Annotated in this window: 15 protein-coding genes; 13 read left to right on the top strand and 2 right to left on the bottom strand. The window is 49.0% G+C overall.

Annotated features, from left to right (window positions below; all coding sequences use genetic code 11):
- The first annotated feature begins 23 nt into the window (after positions 1–23).
- The 10 genes from HP552_RS18395 to HP552_RS18350 all read left to right on the top strand — a co-directional run bounded on the left by HP552_RS18395 (position 24) and on the right by HP552_RS18350 (position 12,329).
- On the top strand, positions 24–905 hold the full coding sequence (locus tag HP552_RS18395; RefSeq protein WP_175396853.1) for a carbohydrate ABC transporter permease: 882 nt from the start codon (positions 24–26) through the stop codon (positions 903–905).
- A gap of 55 nt (positions 906–960) precedes the next feature.
- Positions 961–1,824, top strand: coding sequence for a carbohydrate ABC transporter permease (locus HP552_RS18390; protein ID WP_175397077.1), 864 nt, complete (start codon positions 961–963; stop codon positions 1,822–1,824).
- A gap of 286 nt (positions 1,825–2,110) precedes the next feature.
- Positions 2,111–3,520, top strand: coding sequence for an MATE family efflux transporter (locus HP552_RS18385; RefSeq protein WP_175396852.1), 1,410 nt, complete (start codon positions 2,111–2,113; stop codon positions 3,518–3,520).
- A 261-nt stretch (positions 3,521–3,781) separates the two neighbouring features.
- Positions 3,782–4,675, top strand: coding sequence for a helix-turn-helix transcriptional regulator (locus HP552_RS18380; protein ID WP_376768966.1), 894 nt, complete (start codon positions 3,782–3,784; stop codon positions 4,673–4,675).
- Positions 4,676–4,914: 239 nt separating this feature from the next.
- A complete protein-coding gene (locus tag HP552_RS18375) occupies positions 4,915–5,625 on the top strand; it encodes a response regulator transcription factor (RefSeq protein ID WP_175396851.1) in 711 nt (236 codons plus the stop codon).
- Positions 5,622–7,127 carry a sensor histidine kinase gene (locus HP552_RS18370; RefSeq protein WP_175396850.1) on the top strand — a complete coding sequence of 502 codons (1,506 nt, stop codon included), beginning with the start codon at positions 5,622–5,624 and terminating at the stop codon, positions 7,125–7,127. The genes HP552_RS18375 and HP552_RS18370 overlap by 4 nt, the downstream gene beginning before the upstream one ends.
- A 56-nt stretch (positions 7,128–7,183) precedes the next feature.
- A complete protein-coding gene (locus HP552_RS18365; RefSeq protein WP_175396849.1) occupies positions 7,184–8,293 on the top strand; it encodes a hypothetical protein in 1,110 nt (369 codons plus the stop codon).
- Positions 8,294–8,427: 134 nt separating this feature from the next.
- Positions 8,428–9,336, top strand: coding sequence for a LysR family transcriptional regulator (locus tag HP552_RS18360; protein ID WP_175396848.1), 909 nt, complete (start codon positions 8,428–8,430; stop codon positions 9,334–9,336).
- Positions 9,337–9,706: 370 nt separating this feature from the next.
- Positions 9,707–10,900, top strand: coding sequence for a M20 family metallopeptidase (locus HP552_RS18355; protein WP_175396847.1), 1,194 nt, complete (start codon positions 9,707–9,709; stop codon positions 10,898–10,900).
- Positions 10,901–10,904: 4 nt separating this feature from the next.
- Positions 10,905–12,329, top strand: coding sequence for a YfcC family protein (locus tag HP552_RS18350; RefSeq protein WP_246310950.1), 1,425 nt, complete (start codon positions 10,905–10,907; stop codon positions 12,327–12,329).
- Between the two features lie 97 nt (positions 12,330–12,426).
- Here the strand turns inward: HP552_RS18350 and HP552_RS18345 are convergent, their stop codons facing one another.
- Complete coding sequence (locus HP552_RS18345; RefSeq protein WP_312884318.1) at positions 12,427–15,423, bottom strand: InlB B-repeat-containing protein; 2,997 nt, start codon at positions 15,421–15,423, stop codon at positions 12,427–12,429.
- An 8-nt stretch (positions 15,424–15,431) separates the two neighbouring features.
- Positions 15,432–16,049 (bottom strand): tail fiber protein, encoded by a 618-nt coding sequence (locus HP552_RS18340; RefSeq protein WP_175396844.1) that lies wholly within the window; start codon positions 16,047–16,049, stop codon positions 15,432–15,434.
- Between the two features lie 418 nt (positions 16,050–16,467).
- On the opposite strand from HP552_RS18340, the gene trhO reads away from it, so the two are divergent.
- The 3 genes from trhO to HP552_RS18325 all read left to right on the top strand — a co-directional run bounded on the left by trhO (position 16,468) and on the right by HP552_RS18325 (position 19,383).
- On the top strand, positions 16,468–17,355 hold the full coding sequence (gene trhO, locus HP552_RS18335; RefSeq protein WP_175396843.1) for an oxygen-dependent tRNA uridine(34) hydroxylase TrhO: 888 nt from the start codon (positions 16,468–16,470) through the stop codon (positions 17,353–17,355).
- Between the two features lie 21 nt (positions 17,356–17,376).
- Positions 17,377–18,015 carry a helix-turn-helix transcriptional regulator gene (locus HP552_RS18330; protein ID WP_312884309.1) on the top strand — a complete coding sequence of 213 codons (639 nt, stop codon included), beginning with the start codon at positions 17,377–17,379 and terminating at the stop codon, positions 18,013–18,015.
- A gap of 318 nt (positions 18,016–18,333) precedes the next feature.
- Complete coding sequence (locus HP552_RS18325; RefSeq protein ID WP_175396842.1) at positions 18,334–19,383, top strand: ABC transporter substrate-binding protein; 1,050 nt, start codon at positions 18,334–18,336, stop codon at positions 19,381–19,383.
- Position 19,384 lies beyond the last annotated feature (1 nt).

The following is a 19,384-nucleotide window of genomic DNA, read 5'->3' as shown; positions in this document are numbered from 1 at the left end:
ACGCTTGAAGGGAGGATCATGTTTTGAACAGAGTCATGTCAAACCGTCTGGTTGCTGCGTTGTACGTGCTGCCTGGACTGCTTCTGCTGCTGGTCTTAATCTACATTCCGATCGTACTCACCGGTTATTATGGCTTGATGCAGTGGGATGGGATTGGTGCAATGACATTTATTGGATTGGATAATTACAGCAGGCTGCTCCAGGACGGAACGTTCTGGCAGAGTGCGAATCATACTTTCTTACTGGCCTTGTTCTCCGCGCTGAGCCTCATCGGCTATCTGATGATTGCTTTGGTGCTGTCGGGCAAGATCAAGGGTGCAAATCTGTTTCGAAAGATATATCTGATTCCGATGCTGCTGTCTTCGGTTGCTATCGCCCAGTTATGGCTGAAAATCTATCATCCCAGCAACGGTGTGCTGAACACGTTTCTGGAAGCGATTGGATTAAGTAATCCGCCAGCCTGGCTGGCGGAGCCATCGCTCGTGCTGTATGCGCTGTTTGTACCAATTCTGTGGCAGTACGCGGGCTTCTATATTTTGATCTATTATGCAGCACTGAAAAATATCCCGGAGTCGCTGGTCGAAGCCGCCCGAATTGACGGCGCAAATCCGTGGCAGATTGCATTCCGTATCAAGCTGCCGCTGATTACGGAAGTGATCAAGGTAACCATTGTGCTGGCTGTGGTGGGCTCACTCAAGTATTTTGACCTCATCTACGTCATGACGGATGGCGGCCCGAACGGCTCCAGCGAAGTGATGGCCTCCTACATGTATCGTCAGGCGTTTCGCAGCTTTGACTTTGGGTACGGCAGTGCTGTAGGGTTCTTCCTGCTCCTGATCTGCCTGGTCGTTACATGGCTGCTCCGCAAGGTGACAGCCTCGAAAGAACCGATTCAGTATTCCTGACACGATGTAAAATGAAAGGAGGTTCATTTCGGTGAAGACAGACACGGCTGTTCGGCTGCCAGTCCATCCGGAGACAGGCCCAGGTTCGGCATGGTTGAGAAGATTCGGGTATGTCCTGCTGTATGTGCTCCTGTCCCTGGTGGCTTTGCTTCAAATATTGCCATTAGTCTGGCTGCTGTTATTCTCGCTCAAAAATAATCAGGAAGTATTCGATATGGCGCCTTTTGCGCTCCCGGCTACGCCGCGCTGGGAGAACTATGTCAAGGTATGGACCGAAGGCAATATCAGCTTATACTTTTTCAACAGTGTATGGATTACGGTGGTTTCAGTGGTGTTCACGGTTCTGTTTGCCAGTTTGGTGACCTTCGCTATCACACGTATGCACTGGAAGGGGCGTTCACTGGTGCTGGGGCTGTTCATGGTGGGTCTGATGATTCCTGTGCACTCCACACTGATCCCGCTGTTCAGCCTGTTTCTGAAGCTGAATCTCACGGATCATCCCCTATCGGTTATCCTGTCCTACATTGCATTCAACATGCCGATTACAATTATGATTCTGCTCGGATTCTATTATACTCTTCCCAGAGAGGTGGAGGAGGCGGCGGTCATGGATGGCTGCTCGGTGCATCGGATTTTCTTCCAGATTGTGCTGCCGATGACGGCTTCTGTACTTGCTACGACAGCAATCATCAACATGATTTATGACTGGAACGAGTTTATTTTCGTCAATACGTTTATCAGTACGGATGCGTACAAAACCTTAACCGTTGGGGTGCAAAACTTCATCGGACAGTACACAACCGATTGGGGGGCGATCGGTGCAACGCTGATGATCAGCATTCTGCCAATCCTGATAGCGTTTCTGGTCCTGAGCAATCGAATTGTAGAGGGGATTGCCGCGGGGTCGGTCAAAGGTTAAGTTGTACAGACTCGGTGCTTCACTTCACTGCATCATACGCGTTCTCTGAGATTGAAGACCCTTTCAGCTCTCCTTCCGGCGAGCGATGAAAGGGTCTTTATTGGTTATGTTTCCTCGTCCATAATCTCTCCGAGGCGCACGGAAGACGCATGTAATGAAAATGATGAAAATACCTTTTTATGGGATTTCAATTTTTTTTCAATTATTTTCGCAAAACTACTGCATTTTCAAACCACCTGTGCTAACATACCCTATGAAATCAAGCCCACGTTGGAAAGGTGAGAAAATGACAGCAATATCCTCGACCAAAGAGTCCCTCCGTTCAGATGCCAAGGATCTGAAGCTCATTCGGCTGACCTGGCCTATTTTCCTGGAACTCTTCTTGTTTATGTTGATGGGGAGCGTCGATACGCTCATGCTTAGTTCGGTATCTGATAATGCGGTCTCCGGGGTAGGGGCAGCCAACCAGATTATCTCGATTGCCATTCTTGTTCTAGAAGTCATTGGACATGGTGCTGCGATTGTTGTAGCCCAATATATCGGTTCGAAAAAGCTCACAGAAGCAGCACAGGTTACAGGTAATGCCATCACGCTTAATCTTGTGGTTGGGTTGATCCTGAGTGTGATCTTCCTGGTGTTTGGCGGACATTTGTTGTCGCTTTTAAATATACAAGGTGAAATTTACGATTATGCTCGTTCGTATATAAGCATTGTCGGGGGCGGGATTTTCCTGCAGGCCCTCATTAATGCGCTGGCTGCAACCATTCGTACACACGGGTATACCAAGGAAACCATGTACGTATCCGTGTTTATGAATGTCATTCACGTTATTGGTAACTATGCCCTGATCTTTGGACATTTCGGCCTGCCGAAGCTGGGTGTGGAAGGGGCAGCGATCTCGACGGTGGGAAGCCGTTTCATCTGCCTGCTGATCTTCTTCTGGCTTTTGTACCGTGTGAGTGAGGTTCGGGTAGAATTCGGTTATTACATTAAACTGTCCAAAAATTTTATCGGCAAAATTCTGCGAATCGGCATTCCGTCTGCGATGGAATCCATGGTGTATCATTCCTGCCAACTCGTATTTACGTTGTACGTGACCTATCTGGGTGCGGAAGCCATGGCAACCAAGCAATATGCGGGCAATATCTCCAGCTACATTTATCTGTTCAGCATGGCGATTGGGATGGGAACGTCCATTATTGTCGGCCGTCTTGTGGGGGCACGCCGCAAAGATGATGCTTACAAACGTGTATTCGACAGTGTAAAATGGGCTCTGCTGGCCACCGTGATTATTGACGTGATCATTATTATTTTCCGCGTGCCATTAATGGGCATTTTTACGGATAACCCGGAGATTATCAAGCTGGGTGCTCAGGTACTCCTGCTCAGTCTTTTGCTCGAAACCGGACGTACCTGCAACATTGTCATTATCGGTTCCCTGCGTGCGGCAGGGGATGCCAAGTTCCCGGTATATATGGGACTGATCTCCATGGTGTGCATGAGTCTGCCGCTTGGGTATCTTCTAGTATTTAAGCTTCATCTGGGGTTGGCCGGGGTTTGGCTCGCGATAGCGGCGGACGAATGGACACGTGCGGTCATTATGTACTTCCGCTGGAAGAGCCGGGCATGGGAGAAACATGAACTGGTGGAGCATGATGAGGATGAGGTTAGTGCACAGCCGGTTCCGGCCGTCTGATCTCGTTAGCCTGCGGTAAAGGATTAATTTAGTTTGAATAGAAGCATCTGTTGCTGGAAGGTTATGCATGCAGCTCTAAGGTGTCTTACACCTTCTTCAGCCGCAATACCCGAGAAGAGTCGGTTAAGGACGATGATGTCCCTAACCCGGCTCTTTGTTGTTTCCAGGGAGTTCGATTCTAAGTTTAGCAAAATTGATCAAAACGGTTTCAGGCCCATCCCGTATAGTATGGATATGGAAGGGGGGCGTTACTTCATTTTGATCCGCTACAGCGCAATGATTCAGCAGAGTTTGTATTTTATAGAGACACACCTGGATGAGGATATCGGGCTTGAAGAAGTGGCATCCGAGGCGCTGCTGTCGCCCTACCACTACCATCGGGTTTTCCGCAATGAGGTGGGCATGACGGTGGTGGATTATATTCGGAATCGCCGGATGAGTTATGCGTCCGTTGCACTTCGTTCCACCGATGCAGGTATTCTGGACATTTCTCTGGCATGCGGATTTGAGAGTCAGGAAGCGTTCACCCGTGCCTTTCGCAAAATATATGGCATGCCACCGGGACGTTTTCGCAAATTATTCGATCTGAAGGTATTCACCGGAAAAACCAGAGGAGGAGAATTACATATGGATCAGAAGTCAACAGTTAAAGGTTGGATGCTGACGGGGAGTCATCCGCAAAGTTATGAGATGGGCATTGATCCCGCCGAAGTTCATCAAGGGAAAGCGTCCGGCTACTTGAAGGCCGTTACACCAATGGAAAGTAATGAGTTTGCCACGATGATGCAGCAGTTCAAGGCAGACAAGTATGTGGGCAAACGGATGAAATTATCCGGATTCGTGAAGACCGAACGTGTGGATGGGTTCTGTGGGTTATGGATGCGCGTGGATAACAATGTACAAGATGTGCTTCAGTTTGATAACATGCATGACCGGCCGATCACGGGCACACAGCCATGGAATCAGTACAGCATCGTGCTGGATGTGCCGGAGGACAGTGCCGTCATTTCATTCGGGGTCATTCTGAACGGCAAAGGCAAAGTGTGGGTGGACAGCTTCCGTTTCGAAGAGGTTGATCCAAATACGCCGCTGACCCACATGGCGACGGAATATGAGATGGCGGATGAGCCGATGAACTTGTCATTTGAGGAATAGCTCATCATGTATTCACGCTATAACCTGAATTTGATGAAATATCGAGTCATGGGTCGATCCAATAGCGGATTGGCTCTTTTTGTCGTGTGCGGGTATAAACAAAGTGGGGCGAAGTCCAAGCTGAGAGGATACAGGCTTTCTTGCAAGATTGTATAGTCCTCATGGATTATCCGGCCAGACCTTGTTAACATAGATCCAGGAATAAGGAACTTATGACATCAATATAGAGGATGAATCCGATGAATAAAAAAGTGCTTGTGGTAGATGATGAATCAAGTATCGTCAGTGCCATTGCTTACGCGCTGCGGCGCGAAGGATATGAAGTGGAGACAGCCAATGATGGCGAGGAAGCGCTGGTTAAGGTGGCGTCATTTCACCCACAGGTGATGATTCTGGATGTGATGATGCCGAGGCTCGATGGATACGGCGTATGCCGCAGACTGGAGGACCGCGATGATATCGGGATTATTTTACTCACCGTAAAAAATGACATCGTGGATAAGATTGTTGGCCTGGAAATGGGCGCAGATGATTATATGACGAAACCGTTTGAGATCCGGGAGCTGCTCGCCCGGGTGAAGGCGCTCATGCGGCGGGTGGAGAAGAGCAGCCCTCCAGCAGACGAGCAGAAGAGTCAGGCCATTGTAAATGGTGACTTGCGTATTCATGTGGCTCATCGAACGGTGACGGTAAAGGAAGAGAAGCTGGATCTGACCCCCAAAGAGTTCGATCTGCTCACCATCCTGATGTCCAATCCGGAACGGGTGTACACACGGGATGATCTGCTGGATCGGGTGTGGGGCATGGAGTATGCGGGAGGCACGCGGACGGTGGACATTCATATTCAGCGTTTGCGCAAAAAAATTGGTGATACGGATCAGCAAAAGCTTCAGACCGTCTACGGCATCGGCTACAAGGCATCTGCTCCCAATCCGGGCGGTTCGGCATGAGGGTCAGCATCAAGCTGAAATTCAGCGTTTTTCTTGCGGCATTGCTCATTTTGACTGTTGTGGTGCTCAGCTCCCTCGTACTGCGGGGAATCGAACGCAACCAGCAGTCACAGATTGAGGGTATTCTGTCGCAGCAGACACGTCTGGTCAATTTGAATGTGCGTCAGGCCTACTACACCGAAGCCATTCGGCTGGAGACGGATGCCTTTCTGAAGCAAAATGGCCGCAGGCTTGCACAGGAACTTGCGAACTCCACAGGGCTACCGATTGCCCTCTATGACATGACTGGAACACAGGTGGGCTCGTCCATTACACCAGGTGAGAGTCTGGAAATCCAGGAGACACTGAACTATGCTCTGCAAAATAAAATCGCCTACCATGAACAAGGCGACACGCTGCTCTATGCAGCACCGCTGGACGGTCCGGATGGTCAGATGGGTGCGGTATGGATGCAGTATCCGGTTCAGAGCTACCATGAATTCTATGCCCGGATTTTACAGTTGTTCATATGGGCGGGTATTGCCGTCGTTGCATTGAGCTTTATTCTTGGATACCTATTCTATAATCGCTTCGCCGTCGCCATTACCAGGCTGAAAAAATCGGCCGATTCCATTCGGGAAGGCGAGTACATTACGGAATCTCCTGTAAAACGCAAAGATGAACTGGGAGAACTGGGGCAAGGCATTTATTATATGAGCACGTCCATCCAGCAAAATATTACAGACATGCATGCAGAGCAGCGGAAGCTGCAGCTGGCAATTGAGAAACTGCAGGCATTGGAACAACAGCAGAAACAATATATCGGCAACATCAGCCATGAATTCAAAACGCCGCTTACCTCGATCAAGGCATATGTGGAACTGCTTGATATGTACCGGGATGACCCTCAGTTACTTGAGGACGCCTCAAGCAACATTGGCAAGGAGACCGAGCGGTTGTACGAAATGGTTGAGAAGGTGCTGCATTTGTCAGCATTGGAGAAGTACGATTTCGAGAATCAGGCGGAGGATGTAGAGGTGGGTGCGCTGCTGGAGGATGCCTGCGGACGCATGCGAGGCAAAGCCGAGAAGTTTGCGCTTCGGATGGAGCTGGACATCCAGCCTGCCGTCATTCGCAGTGACCGAGAGAGCCTCATGCATATTTTTATCAACCTGCTGGATAATGCAATCAAGTATAACGTGCCTGGCGGCGTCATTCGGGTACAGAGCGAGCAGCGGCTGCAGACGTGTGAGGCAGTGATTCGCATTTTCAACTCGGGTATGCCGATTCCGGTAGAGGCAAGAGAGAAGATCTTTGAGCCTTTTTATACGGTCAACAAGGACAGGGCGAGAAAAACAGGCGGAACCGGACTCGGTCTGTCGCTCGTGAAGCAATTTGTAGAGAAGCAGGGCGGAACTATTACACTGCTGCCTAACGATCCGAAGAATGAGGAAGGAACCACGTTCCAGCTGGTTCTCCCGCTCGCTGATTCAAGTTTACAAGTTGGAAACAAGTCTGAATAACTTTGGAAGTATGGCATGTGTATGCTTGGTCTATAGCAGAGAAATCAGGGGGGACCATGATGAATTGGAAACAGGCAGCATTGAGTGCATTGGGAGCGTTAGCGCTGTTGTCTGCAGCGGCTTGTGGGGGGAGCACGGAGCCCGAGGGAAATGCTCATAGCGGGAAAACGGGCACCGATATTACTGTAAAAGACAATCCCAATACGTCGGTGTACCAGAGCTTCAAATTGGAGAAAATCGATAAATTGCCCAATATGCGCGGTGTGGCCTGGCTGAGTGACGAATGGATCGTATCGGACAAAGAAAACACAGCAATGAAGCCCGTCACGGTTGAAGGCCAGGAGAGATACCCGCATAACTTATATATGTATGACCTGACGAAGGGAACAGATACACCACTCAAAGAGAGCGAAGTCAGTCTGGGCTCACCGCTCGTATCACCGGATGGTCAGTACCTGTTCTACCGGGAGCCGGAGGAATCGACGGGCAAAGGTTTCTTTCTGAATTTGCATAACGGAGAGACCGTGAACGCGGGCAAGGAAGATGGTTTCGTCCAGGAAGGAGCATGGCTCGATAATGAGCATGTTGTCTTTCCGAATATGAAGGGAGACCTCGTCTCTGCCAGTGTGGATGGTACAACGAAAGTATTGGTGGAGACCGGCAACTTCAACGTGCGGAGCGTTAGGGTTTCGGGCAGTATGATCTACTATATTACCGGAGAAGACGGGCAGCTGAATGCATACGATACAACCACGGGTGATGTGAAGCAGTTGCTGAAAAGTGTCGAGTGGGTTATTCCGTCCAATGATGGGACCAGGCTGGCCATTGTGAAAAAAACAGCTGATACGAAACGGGCGCTGGTGCTCACCGATCTCGAAGGCAATGAGAAGGCGACACTTGCCAGAGGCACACAGATTTTTGGCACCAGTTGGTCCGGTGATGATTCCAAGATCACGTACACGATTAACTCGGAGAGCGATGATGAGAAGGGTCTGTTCGTTTCCAATACGGAGTCCGCTGAACAATTTCAGATCTCGGCCGATATGGACAATGTCTCCGATCCGCTTGCCTGGAGCCCGGAAGGCAACAAGATCCTGCTGTCCCAAGCGGTGCTGCAGAATGAATCGTACCACTTTGTCACATCCGTTATCACGATCTCGGAGTAAATATCAGGATGAGCCTGGTCCCAGAAGGACACAGGCTTTTTCTTATGCTGATTGGTAAGTATTAAAGGAGAGACACGTTGTCAGGGCTGCAGTAAGTTATACTGGAGAGACGAGAAGTGAAGGAGGGGCATGTCATGGATGAAAAGGACTGCCGTTTGCTGCTGAGCGTTTCCGAAGAGAGCAGTCTTACCCGAGCTGCGGAACGCATGTTTATGACTCAGCCGGCATTGACTTACCGTTTGCAGCAGCTGGAGAAGGAGTTCGGCGTACCGCTCATCGACAAATCGCTGAAAGGAGCCAGGTTTACACCTGAAGGTGAACATCTGGCGATCTACGCCCGAAAAATGCTGAGTGATCTCCATCAGGTGAAAGAGCAGCTCTCAAATATTCGCAATGAAGTCAAGGGAACACTGCGACTCGGGATCGCCAATCATTACTCATTGTACAAGCTTCCGCCGCTGTTAAAACAATTCAGGGAATTGTATCCTGAGGTGGAGTTTGCCGTCACCTGCGCACTGAGTGTAGAGGTGATTGAACTGTTAATGCGGGATGAAATTCAGGTGGGCGTCATTCGGGGAGAGCACCCTTGGTTTGAGTGCAAACATCTGCTGCACGATGAAGCGGTCTGTATCGTATCCCGGGAACCCATCGATCTGAATGAACTCCCCAAACTGCCGCAGATCGCCTTTCAGGAACCCGCGACCAAAGCAGGGGGAGCGGCTATAAGTCCGTTTCGTGAAGCAGTGGCCGCCTGGTGGTATGAACGCTATGATCGCTCGCCAGCGGTGGCGATGCGGGTAGATAGCTATGAGACCTGTAAGGAGATGGTGCGGTATGGACTTGGCTACGCCATTATCCCGGGGATCTTCGTAACAGATGCGGACAGGCTCCATCAGCAGGAGCTGATTCGACTGGACGGGCAGAGCGTTAGACGCAATACATGGCTTGTCTATAAGAAAAGTGTGCTGCAGCAAGCTGCAGTGAACCGTTTTATCGATTTGATGAGAACGGAAGGGACTCAGACTGGATTGAACGGAAATTAGATGTAACCATCTCGGCAGCTGCATGCCATTATGTATAATTATTCGTGTCGTTTGGACCGTAAAGGCGGGTTTTTACGGGACAGTATGATACGAATTCTATGTGAGTGCTTGTTTAAAGAGGGATGTACATACGCTGAATGGCTCAAAAGACAACTCGGCAGTGAAGGTCAAATGGCCGTCTATGCTTACAAATCATGATATTCATATGTTAGTAATCGAAGACCCATAAATTTTTTTATGGGTCTTTCCTTAATTTTTTTGAATTTACTTATGGCATGGCCACACATACAATATATGAAATTCGTATTGTATATTTATTCGGTTGAATTGAATATAGAAAAACTGGTTCGGAGAAAGGCGGCAAAACTTTATGAATCAAGATCATGCTCATATGAAGCAAAAAATTAAGGAAACGGTGGATCAGCTTGACCAACAACTAAGGGAGTTATCGCTTCGCATTCATGCCAATCCGGAGCTTAGTTTTAAGGAGGTCCAGGCACAGCAGTGGTTGACCGAACCGCTTGAAGCAGCAGGATTTCAGGTGGAGAAAGGGATTTCCGGTCTTCCAACCTCGTTTCGAGCTGTATGGGAAGGAGCAACAGGTGGTCCTACCATCGCTCTATTGGCCGAATATGATGCTCTGCCTCGCATTGGACATGCCTGCGGACACAATCTGATCGGAACTTCTGCAGTAGGTGCAGCGCTGGCTCTCAAGGAAGCCAGCCCTCAGTTGCCTGGACGGATCATTGTTCTGGGTACTCCGGCCGAGGAAGAGGGTGGCGGCAAGATCATCATGGCCAATGAGGGTGTCTTCGACGAAATTGATGCGGTCATGATGTGTCATCCGCAGCAAAAGACGATGGTACTCCGAGGAGCGCTGGCCTGTGTGGACGCAACCTTCACCTTTCATGGCAAACAAGCGCATGCAGCCTCTTCCCCCGAGAAAGGAATCAGTGCGCTGGATGCACTGGTTAATGCTTATGCGGGTATTAATTCGCTTCGTCCTTATTTGAAGGATGACGTGCGGGTGAACGGTATTATCACCAAGGGCGGAGATGCTCCCAACGTTGTGCCTGAACTGGCAGAGGCGGTATATATTATCCGGGCAAAAACCGTTGAGGAATTGAAGACAGTCATGGAGAAAGTCTACCGCGTAGTACGCCATGCTGCCGAGGGTGTAGGTGCAACGGTAGATATTTCGGAAGGACTGATCTATGCCGAACGCAATAACAACAAGGCGCTGGCGAGTCTGTTTCAGCAGAATCTGGAGGACATGGGCATTGAAGTACATGATCCGCCGCAAACGGGTGGCGTGGGTTCATCGGACATTGGCAATGTGAGCCAGGTAACCGCAGCGATTCATCCGTATATCCGGTTGGGAGACGCAACGACCCATACCCCTGAGTTTGCCCGGCTTGCCGGAGCAGAAGAGGGGATGATTGAGCTGAACCGTGCGGCCAAGGCACTTGCACTGACAACGTATGACCTGTGTGCGGACAAGGCGGCATTGCAGCAGGTGCGGAATGAATTTGAAGATTGGAAACAACAGAAGGACGAGGGATGATCAATTGGAAAACATAACAAAACCACCACAACAACGACGCAAATGGTTCAAGATGCCGCATACCTTCGTCATCTTGTTTATTCTGGTACTGGTCGCTACCGTACTGACCTACATCATTCCCGCAGGTGAATTCGACCGGGTAAAAGATGAAGCTACAGGCAAATCCCTACTCGTCCCGGGTTCATATCATCATGTGGAGGCCAATCCAACAAGCCTGTGGGATATCCCCAAATCCATCGTCCGCGGGCTGGTTGATTCCGCTGACGTCGTATTTTTTATTTTCATCATTGGCGGAGCCTTTCAGATCATTACAAGCACGGGGACGATCGAAGCCCTCACTGGCAGGGTGGCGCGTTCATTCGCTAATAAGGGATTGTGGGTCATCCCAGTGTTTATCACCCTGTTCTCTGTCGGCGGGTTTACGATGGGCATGTCGACAGAGGTCATGGTATTCGTACCCATAGGTATCGCTATTGCCAGGGCACTGGGATATGACGCTCTAACGGGTACAGCGATGATTTCACTTGGCGCCTCCTGTGGTTTCACCGCCGGACTGCTGAATCCGTTCAATGTGGGGCTCGCTCAAGCCATTGCCGAAGTTCCGATCTTCTCCGGTATGTGGCTGCGTGCGATCATCCTGGTATGCTTGATTGCCATTACAAGTATCTATATCATGCGCTACGCTTCAAGGGTAAAATCAGACCCGACTCGAGGTTTGGTACACGAGCTGGAACAGGAGCAGGCAGGAGATACACCAGCCGTTGATCTGAATAAGCTGCCAACCATTCGCATCACACATATCCTTACGATTGTTACGATTGTTGCCGGGTTTGCCCTATTGATCTGGGGCGTATCGAAGGAAGGCTGGTGGATGGAGGAGCTGGCGGCACTTTTCCTGAGCATGGGTGTCATTTCCGGTCTGGTGTCCGGATTCGGACCGAGCCGTATTGCGAGTGAATTTGTCAAGGGAGCAAGTAGTATCGCGTACGGAGCCTTTATCATCGGTTTGGCCAGAGGGATTATGGTTGTTCTGGATCAGGGGAATGTTATCGATTCGGTTGTGTATGGGATGTCTACAGCGGTCGGTGAACTGCCATCATCCGTTCAGGTGTTGGGCATGTACTTTTTCCAAAATATCATGAATGTGTTCATTACATCCGGTACAGGCATGGCGGTAACAACGATGCCGATCATGGTGCCACTGTCCGATCTGCTCGGCATTACCCGTCAGACCGCCGTACTGGCATTCCAGTTCGGTGATGGCTTCACCAACATGATTCTGCCAACGTCTTCCGCATTGATGGGCAGTCTCGCCGTATCCGGCATTCCGTATCAGAAATGGGTCAAGTTTTTCTGGCCCCTGATGGTGATGTGGATTGCATTGGGCATTATCTTCATGCTGATCGCGAGTACCATTCAGTATTCCTAATAAAGAAAAGAGCCTGTGTTCTGAGGCAGCTCCTCTCCAACTGTTATATACAGTTCAGATAGGATACTGCCAGAACACAGGCTTTTATTTATGGGATTTAATTTTTCATGCTCAGCAGTAACTTCACTGCTTCTGCACGTGTGGTGTTATCTTTTGGAGCAAAGGTATTCAATCCTTTACCATTCAACAATCCGGAATTTTGCATTCCAGCGACCGCTGCTTTGGCCCACACAGGAATCTGTTCGTCATCTGCAAAAGTGGAGCTGGTGCCCGATTCTGTCTTCAATTGCAAGGCATTCGCTACCATCATGGCCATCTCGGCACGGGTTACTGCATCATTCGGACGGAAAGCGCCGTCTGCGTCTCCCTGAATGAATCCTGCTTGCACAGCACGTGATACAGCAGACTGTGCCCATGCTCCTATTTTTGAACGGTCGGTAAAAGATAAAGTGGCTTCTGTGTACTTTGTTTGCAGTGTATTCATCAGCATCACCGTAAACTCTGCACGCGTAATGGACGCGTTTGGCTTGAATGATCCGTCCGCGTACCCTTGCACAATGCCATCACGGACAGCTTGCCGAATGAATTCTTCCGCCCAGTGACCCTCGACATCGCTTAACGCAATGTCTGTTGGTGCTGTAGATGGATCGACTGCGAATACAGCGAATTTGGTGAAATGGTCTACGTCCACCTGGATCTGTGACCCTTCAAGAGAAGGTTCACCAGCCGAGAGCCACGTCTTGTTTTGTTCATTAAAGTAGAATAGTTCAGCCCGCTGATTGCTTCGCAAGCTTGATCCATCGAAGGCCATCTTCAATGTTACGGGTTTATTGAAATTCTGTGAGACATTTTTGAGCAGTTCATATACCGGGCTAAGCAGTTGTGTCTGATTGGTCAGCAAGTGTGAAGAATCTGCAACCTCATCCATCGTGATCGTCAGTTCCTGATTCATCGCCCCGGCAGGGATCGTTAACGTGATGCCATTGCCCAAACTTACTTGCCCTGCCTGCCCCGATGTAAGGGTTAAACGGCCATTAGTTGACGAATTTGTTGTGTTAGATGGCGATGGATTACCATTTGATCCGTTGTTATTTTGGTTACCGGAGCCGCCGCTGTTACCGCCATTGCCGCCTGATGGTGGAGAAGCATTAACATTCCATTTGGCAAATAAGGTCAGATTGGCAGTAATCTCCGTTTGTTCGAAGTTGAACTGTGTTTGCAGTTCAGAGTCGGTATACCAGCCTGCAAACGTAAAGCCTGAACGGCTCGGCGAAACCGGAGCTGACAGTTTCTTCCCATACTCAACAGCAACATCAGCTACTGCAGATCCTCCGAGAGTATTGAAGGAGACGGTGTATTGGTTTGCATTCCATTTTGCATACAGGGTAAGATCGCCAGTTACTACTGTGTTGGCAAAGTCAAAAGCCTGGCTCAAACCTGAATCGGTATACCATCCAGCAAAGATGTGGACAGCTTTGGTTGGATCGACCGGAGCTGTCGCTAACTCACCATATTGAACAGACTGTTCACCGATTGCTGTACCGCCGTTGGACTCAAAGTTAACGGTGTAGGAGTTGATCGTCCATTTGGCATATAACGTAAGATCGGTAGTTACGGCTGTGTTGTTAAAATCAATGGCCTGACTCAAACCTGAATCGGTGAACCATCCAGCGAAAGTGTGTCCTTCTTTGGTTGGATCGACCGGAGCAGTCGCCAACTCTCCGTATTGAACAGACTGATCATCGACTGCCGTACCGCCGTTGGATTCAAAGTTGACGGTGTAGGAGTTGATCGTCCATTTTGCATGCAGGGTGATATCGCCAGTTACAGTCGTACTCTCAAATTCGAAAGCCTGACTCAAATCTGAATCGGTGAACCATCCGGCAAAGGTGTGTCCTTCTTTGGTTGGATCGACCGGAGCAGTCGCTAACTCTCTGTATTGAACAGATTGATCGTCGACTGCCGTACCACCATTGGATTCAAAGTTAACGGTGTAGGAGTTGATCGTCCATTTCGCATACAGCGTAATATCTTCAGTAACAGTTGTATTATTGAAATTAAAGGCCTGACTCAAGCCTGAATCGGTGAACCATCCAGCGAAAGTGTGTCCGGCTTTGGTTGGAACTGCTGGAACAATAGCCTTCTCACCGTAAGACACCGTTTGTTCTGTAACTTCAGAACCGCCATTACTATTAAACGTGATCGTTCGCGGCGTATAAACGCTGAATTGGATGGTTGTGGTATTGCCCGCACGATCGGTAACAACCAGTACATATTCTCCTTCAGATTGGACCGTATCCCCATTGTTGAATGGGAAACCATTGAGGGTAGCTGTTCCTTCATTAAAGGTAATTACGGGACTAACGTTATAGACGCCGTTCTGGGTCACGCCTGTGACAACAGGGGGATGGGTATCTACCGTAAAGTGAATCGTTGTCGTACCAAGGCTATTGGTAACGGCCAGGGTATAATCGCCATCTGTCGTAATCGCAGTGCCATTTGCAAATGGAGCACCATTAAGTAGTGCCGTACCACTATTAAATTGAGGTGTGACTGCTTGATTGTATATTCCGCCGTCAGCTGCGCCGCTAATGATTGGAGCTGTAGTTTGCTCAATAGTTATGGACACTGCCACCGGAACACTGGTGCCCCATTCATTGTAAGCACTGTAAGTGAAGCTATCGCTTCCCACATAGTTGGCATTCGGAGTATACGTAAACGAACCATCGGGATTCATCACGAGTGTTCCGTTCGTCGGCCCACTTCTCAATATAGCGGCAGAAGCATCTCTATCATTGGACAGTACACCTGGTGCAGGCAAAACCAGGGCGGAGTTTTGATTGGTTGCATAAGTGTCTTCGATTGCTTCGGGAAGTTGCCCACCGTCCAAGCTGGGGAATATTCCTGCGTTAGCAACATAATAGATCAGGTCAGATTGACTGCTGTTCAGATTAGGGACTTTAAAGTTTACCTGACCATCGCCCCCAAACCTGGTACCCAATAGGCTGAATAAGGCTTGATTTTGGTTAGTGAGGAGTGCAGACCCATCAGCAAGAATCCAGTGTTTAGTCGAGAGGTTAACCAGCATGGGAATGATCTCGCCTAATACTCGTTACCAGTACCGTTTTCGGCAAGCTGGGTCGGATCAGTGGATATGACATATTTGATATTGTTGTGTATTTTGGGTAAATTGGGCAGTTTAAATGTGGTATTCCCGTCTCCACCATAGGTCGTGCCGATCATCTTGTATAAGTCGCTGTATGCAGATGTGGAGAGCTCTTGGCCATTCGCAGCTAAAAACCCTGGTGGGGTGAACTGATACGGAAACAGACGAACTTCTCCAAGAACGGATAGTCCCTCACCATAAATGCTCTCTTCACGCGAAGGGAAAATTCCGTTTATCGCTATGTAGTAGCTCATGCCATCAGGCGCAACATTTGTTAGATTGGGTAGTGAAAAAGTTCTTACTCCATCACCCCCAAAATTTAGACCCAGCAGAGAGTAGAGAGCGTTATTCTGAGAGATGGACATGGTTTGTCCTCTGGCAGGCATCCATCCTCTGGGTGTTGCATTGTACGGAAATAATCTGATCTCACCAAGATAAGGCTCTACTGCTGCCGCATTAGCCCGTTCTACACTGAAATTATTCCACAGACCACTCAGTCCGATCAGGAATACCAACCAGATGACACTTACTTTCTTGAACAGTGTTAAACTCACAATTTCATCCCCATTTTCCTCATAGATATGTTCACGTTATGCTTACTCCCGTCCACTGTACTTTCCTGATTTACAATGGTAAGCCATATAATGATGAGCATAGTGTAATGGATACGAAAGCAAAAATGAATAAGATTTCAGTTCAAATTTAAAATAATTATTGAAACTTTCCAGACGTACATCATTTATGGTTGGAATGTTCCATAACTTTCATCCCTTTCTATACATTTATATTGACTAAGCCATTCCGCTTCCGATAAACTAGAATGCAGGAATAAAAGTCGAATGTTGGGCAGCAGTTCGAGACGATGTTTCGGGCGGCTGTTTATTTTCTTTTTTTAATGAGCAAGGTTGCAACGTTGTAGGCTTGTCGGATGATCCGGCCAATATCAACATGGAATAGGAACAGGTGATACACATGTGTAACAGCGCGTACCGCGTGCTTTTATATTATAAGTTCGTGAAGATTGAAGACCCCGAGACGTTTACCCAAGAACATTTGCAATACTGCAAAGACCTGGGTGTGAAAGGCCGCATTCTGATTGCAGCGGAAGGCATTAACGGCACCGTGTCCGGTACACCGGAGCAAACGGAGCAATACATGAAGGACATGCATGCCAATCCGCTGTTCAGCGATATGGTATTCAAGATTGATGATGTGGAAGAGCATGCGTTCAAGAAAATATTTGTTCGTCACAAAGCGGAGCTGGTAACCTTCCGCGTGGACGAAGATCTGGACCCTAACGTGATTAGCGGCAAACGTCTCTCACCAAAGGAGTTCCACGAGCATTTGCAACGGGAAGACGTCATCGTTATCGATGGCCGCAATGACTACGAATACGAAATCGGTCATTTCCGCGGAGCCATTCGTCCGGACGTCGAGTCGTTCCGCGAGTTCCCGGATTGGATTCGGGAGAATCTGGGCGACATGAAGGACAAAAAGATCATTACTTACTGCACGGGCGGCATTCGCTGTGAGAAGCTGACCGGCTTCATGATCAATGAAGGATTCCAGGACGTTGCACAGCTGGACGGCGGTATTGTGACTTATGGTAAAGATCCGGAAGTACAAGGACGTTTATTTGACGGGAAATGTTATGTGTTTGACGAACGAATCTCCGTGCCGATTAACCGGACAGATGAAGATATCGTCATTGCCAGCTGTTATCACTGTGGAACGACACATGACCGATATATTAATTGTCCAACCTGCAACCTGCAGCACGTGTGCTGTGAGGATTGCGAAGAGACGCATAACCGCTTTTGTTCGGATGCTTGCCGGGAGGCAGCGCCGGTACACGCATAAGCAGGAGAGCAGGTGCTGCACGTGAAGCGTGAAGACGAAATGACGACTCGTGAACGGATATTGTTCATGCTGAAGCGTCAGGGCACAATGACCGCGAGGGAAATGACTGCCGAATTGGGACTGACCGGCATGGCGATTCGCCGTCATCTGACGGCACTGGAACAGGACGGACTTATTGAAGTCAGAGAAGCCCGGGCCACAGCTGGACGTCCTTCTTCGGTGTACCACCTGACGGCGCGCGGAGATGGCTTTTTTCCAAAATCCTATCCGTCGCTTACCCTTGAACTGCTGGAGGAGCTGACGGAGTCGGCTGGTGAAGGCATCGTGGATACGTTGTTCGAGAGCCGACGGGACAAGTTGCTCCGCAGCAAGTTACCACAGATGGAAGGCCAGGATCTGGCCGGACGTGTGGAGGAGCTGGCACGCATACAGAACGCAAATGGCTATATGGCGGATGCATCGAGAGAAGAGGACGGTTCATACGTGTTAACCGAGCTGAATTGTCCGATTGTGCAGGTAGCGAATGTATATCGTCAGGCTTGCCGGTGTGAACTCGAGCTGTTCCGTTCCTTGTTGAAGGCGGATGTGGAGCGCACCGAATGTTACGCAGACGGCGGCAAGAAATGCACATATCAGATCCGCGAAGCTGCGGGAAATTAGTTTACATTTTGAGATTGTTTCGATCACTCGAAGCAATCTCTTTTTGCTTTATGTAATGTTTTCTATCATACATAGAAGATCAAACCAAATTGGAAGCGGTTCAACCATTGACGGGAAAGAGGCCGCACCTTAATATTAGAGAAACACAAAATGACCAATATGGGTCATGGACTTCAGTCGCATGACGAACGTCTATGTTTGTCTGCTTTTGTCGATAAAAGCAACAATGCGCTGAAGCGTTCGCTTTGTCCCGCCCTATCGTGTCACTTGGATGAGGAAAAAGGGTACAACATTTAGAAGATGGAGAGGGGTTCTCACATGAAAAAGAAGTTCTGGATGTCACTGATGATGGTTGCCTCAATGATCGTAGCAGCAGGTTGCGGAAATAACAGCAGTACAGGTACAGAGTCCGAAGGATCTGGTACTACAGCGGGTGAAGGCACTGCAGAGAAATCGTATCGTATCGCTATCTCGCAAATTGTGGAACATCCATCGCTGGATGCAACACGAGAAGGTTTCATTGCGGCACTGAAGGAAGCGGGAATTGAAGAAAATAAAAACCTGACCATTGACTACAATAATGCGCAAGGTGATTCAACAAACAATCTGTCCATTGCCCAAAAGATCGCAGGGGATTCCAAAAATGACCTGGTGCTGGGGATTGCAACCCCATCTGCGCTGGCTCTGGCTCAACAAGTAAAAGAAAAGCCACTGCTTTTCGCAGCGGTCACTGACCCGCTTGGTGCCAAATTGGTGAGTGACATGGACAAACCGGGTGGCAACGTAACCGGGGCATCGGATACGAATCCGGAGGCGATTGTGCAATTGGCTGATTTTATTGCCAAATACATGACGGACATCAAAACCGTTGGTTTGGTCATTAACGAGGGTGAACCGAATGCCGTTGTCATGGCAGACAATGCAGAAAAAGCGCTGGCAACACATGGCATCAAGCTGGTGAAAGCCCCAGTTACAAATACGTCTGAAGTTAAACAGGCAACGGATTCTCTGGTAGGCAAAGTCGATGCCTTCTACATTACGCTGGACAACTCGGTTGTCAGTGCGGTGGATACCATCATTCAAACGGCAAACAGCAACAAAATTCCGTTCTTCTCCAGTGACCGGGATACCGTTGAAAAAGGTGCCTTTGCAACTGTAGGTTTCAAATACTATGACCACGGATACCAGGTCGGCGAAATGGCCGCAGATATTCTGAAGAATGGTACGAAGCCTGGCGATATGAAAGTCACTGTTCCGGACAAGCTCGACCTGATCCTGAATCTTAAAGCTGCTGAAGCCCAAGGCATCACGGTTACCGACGAGATGAAGGCTGAAGTGCAGGACCAGGACAACAACATTATTCAATAAT

The sequence above is a fragment of the Paenibacillus xylanilyticus genome, from assembly GCF_013359935.1.
In the GTDB taxonomy this organism is placed as follows: Bacteria; Bacillota; Bacilli; order Paenibacillales; family Paenibacillaceae; genus Paenibacillus; species Paenibacillus xylanilyticus.
This window is presented reverse-complemented; position numbering and strand designations above follow the sequence as displayed.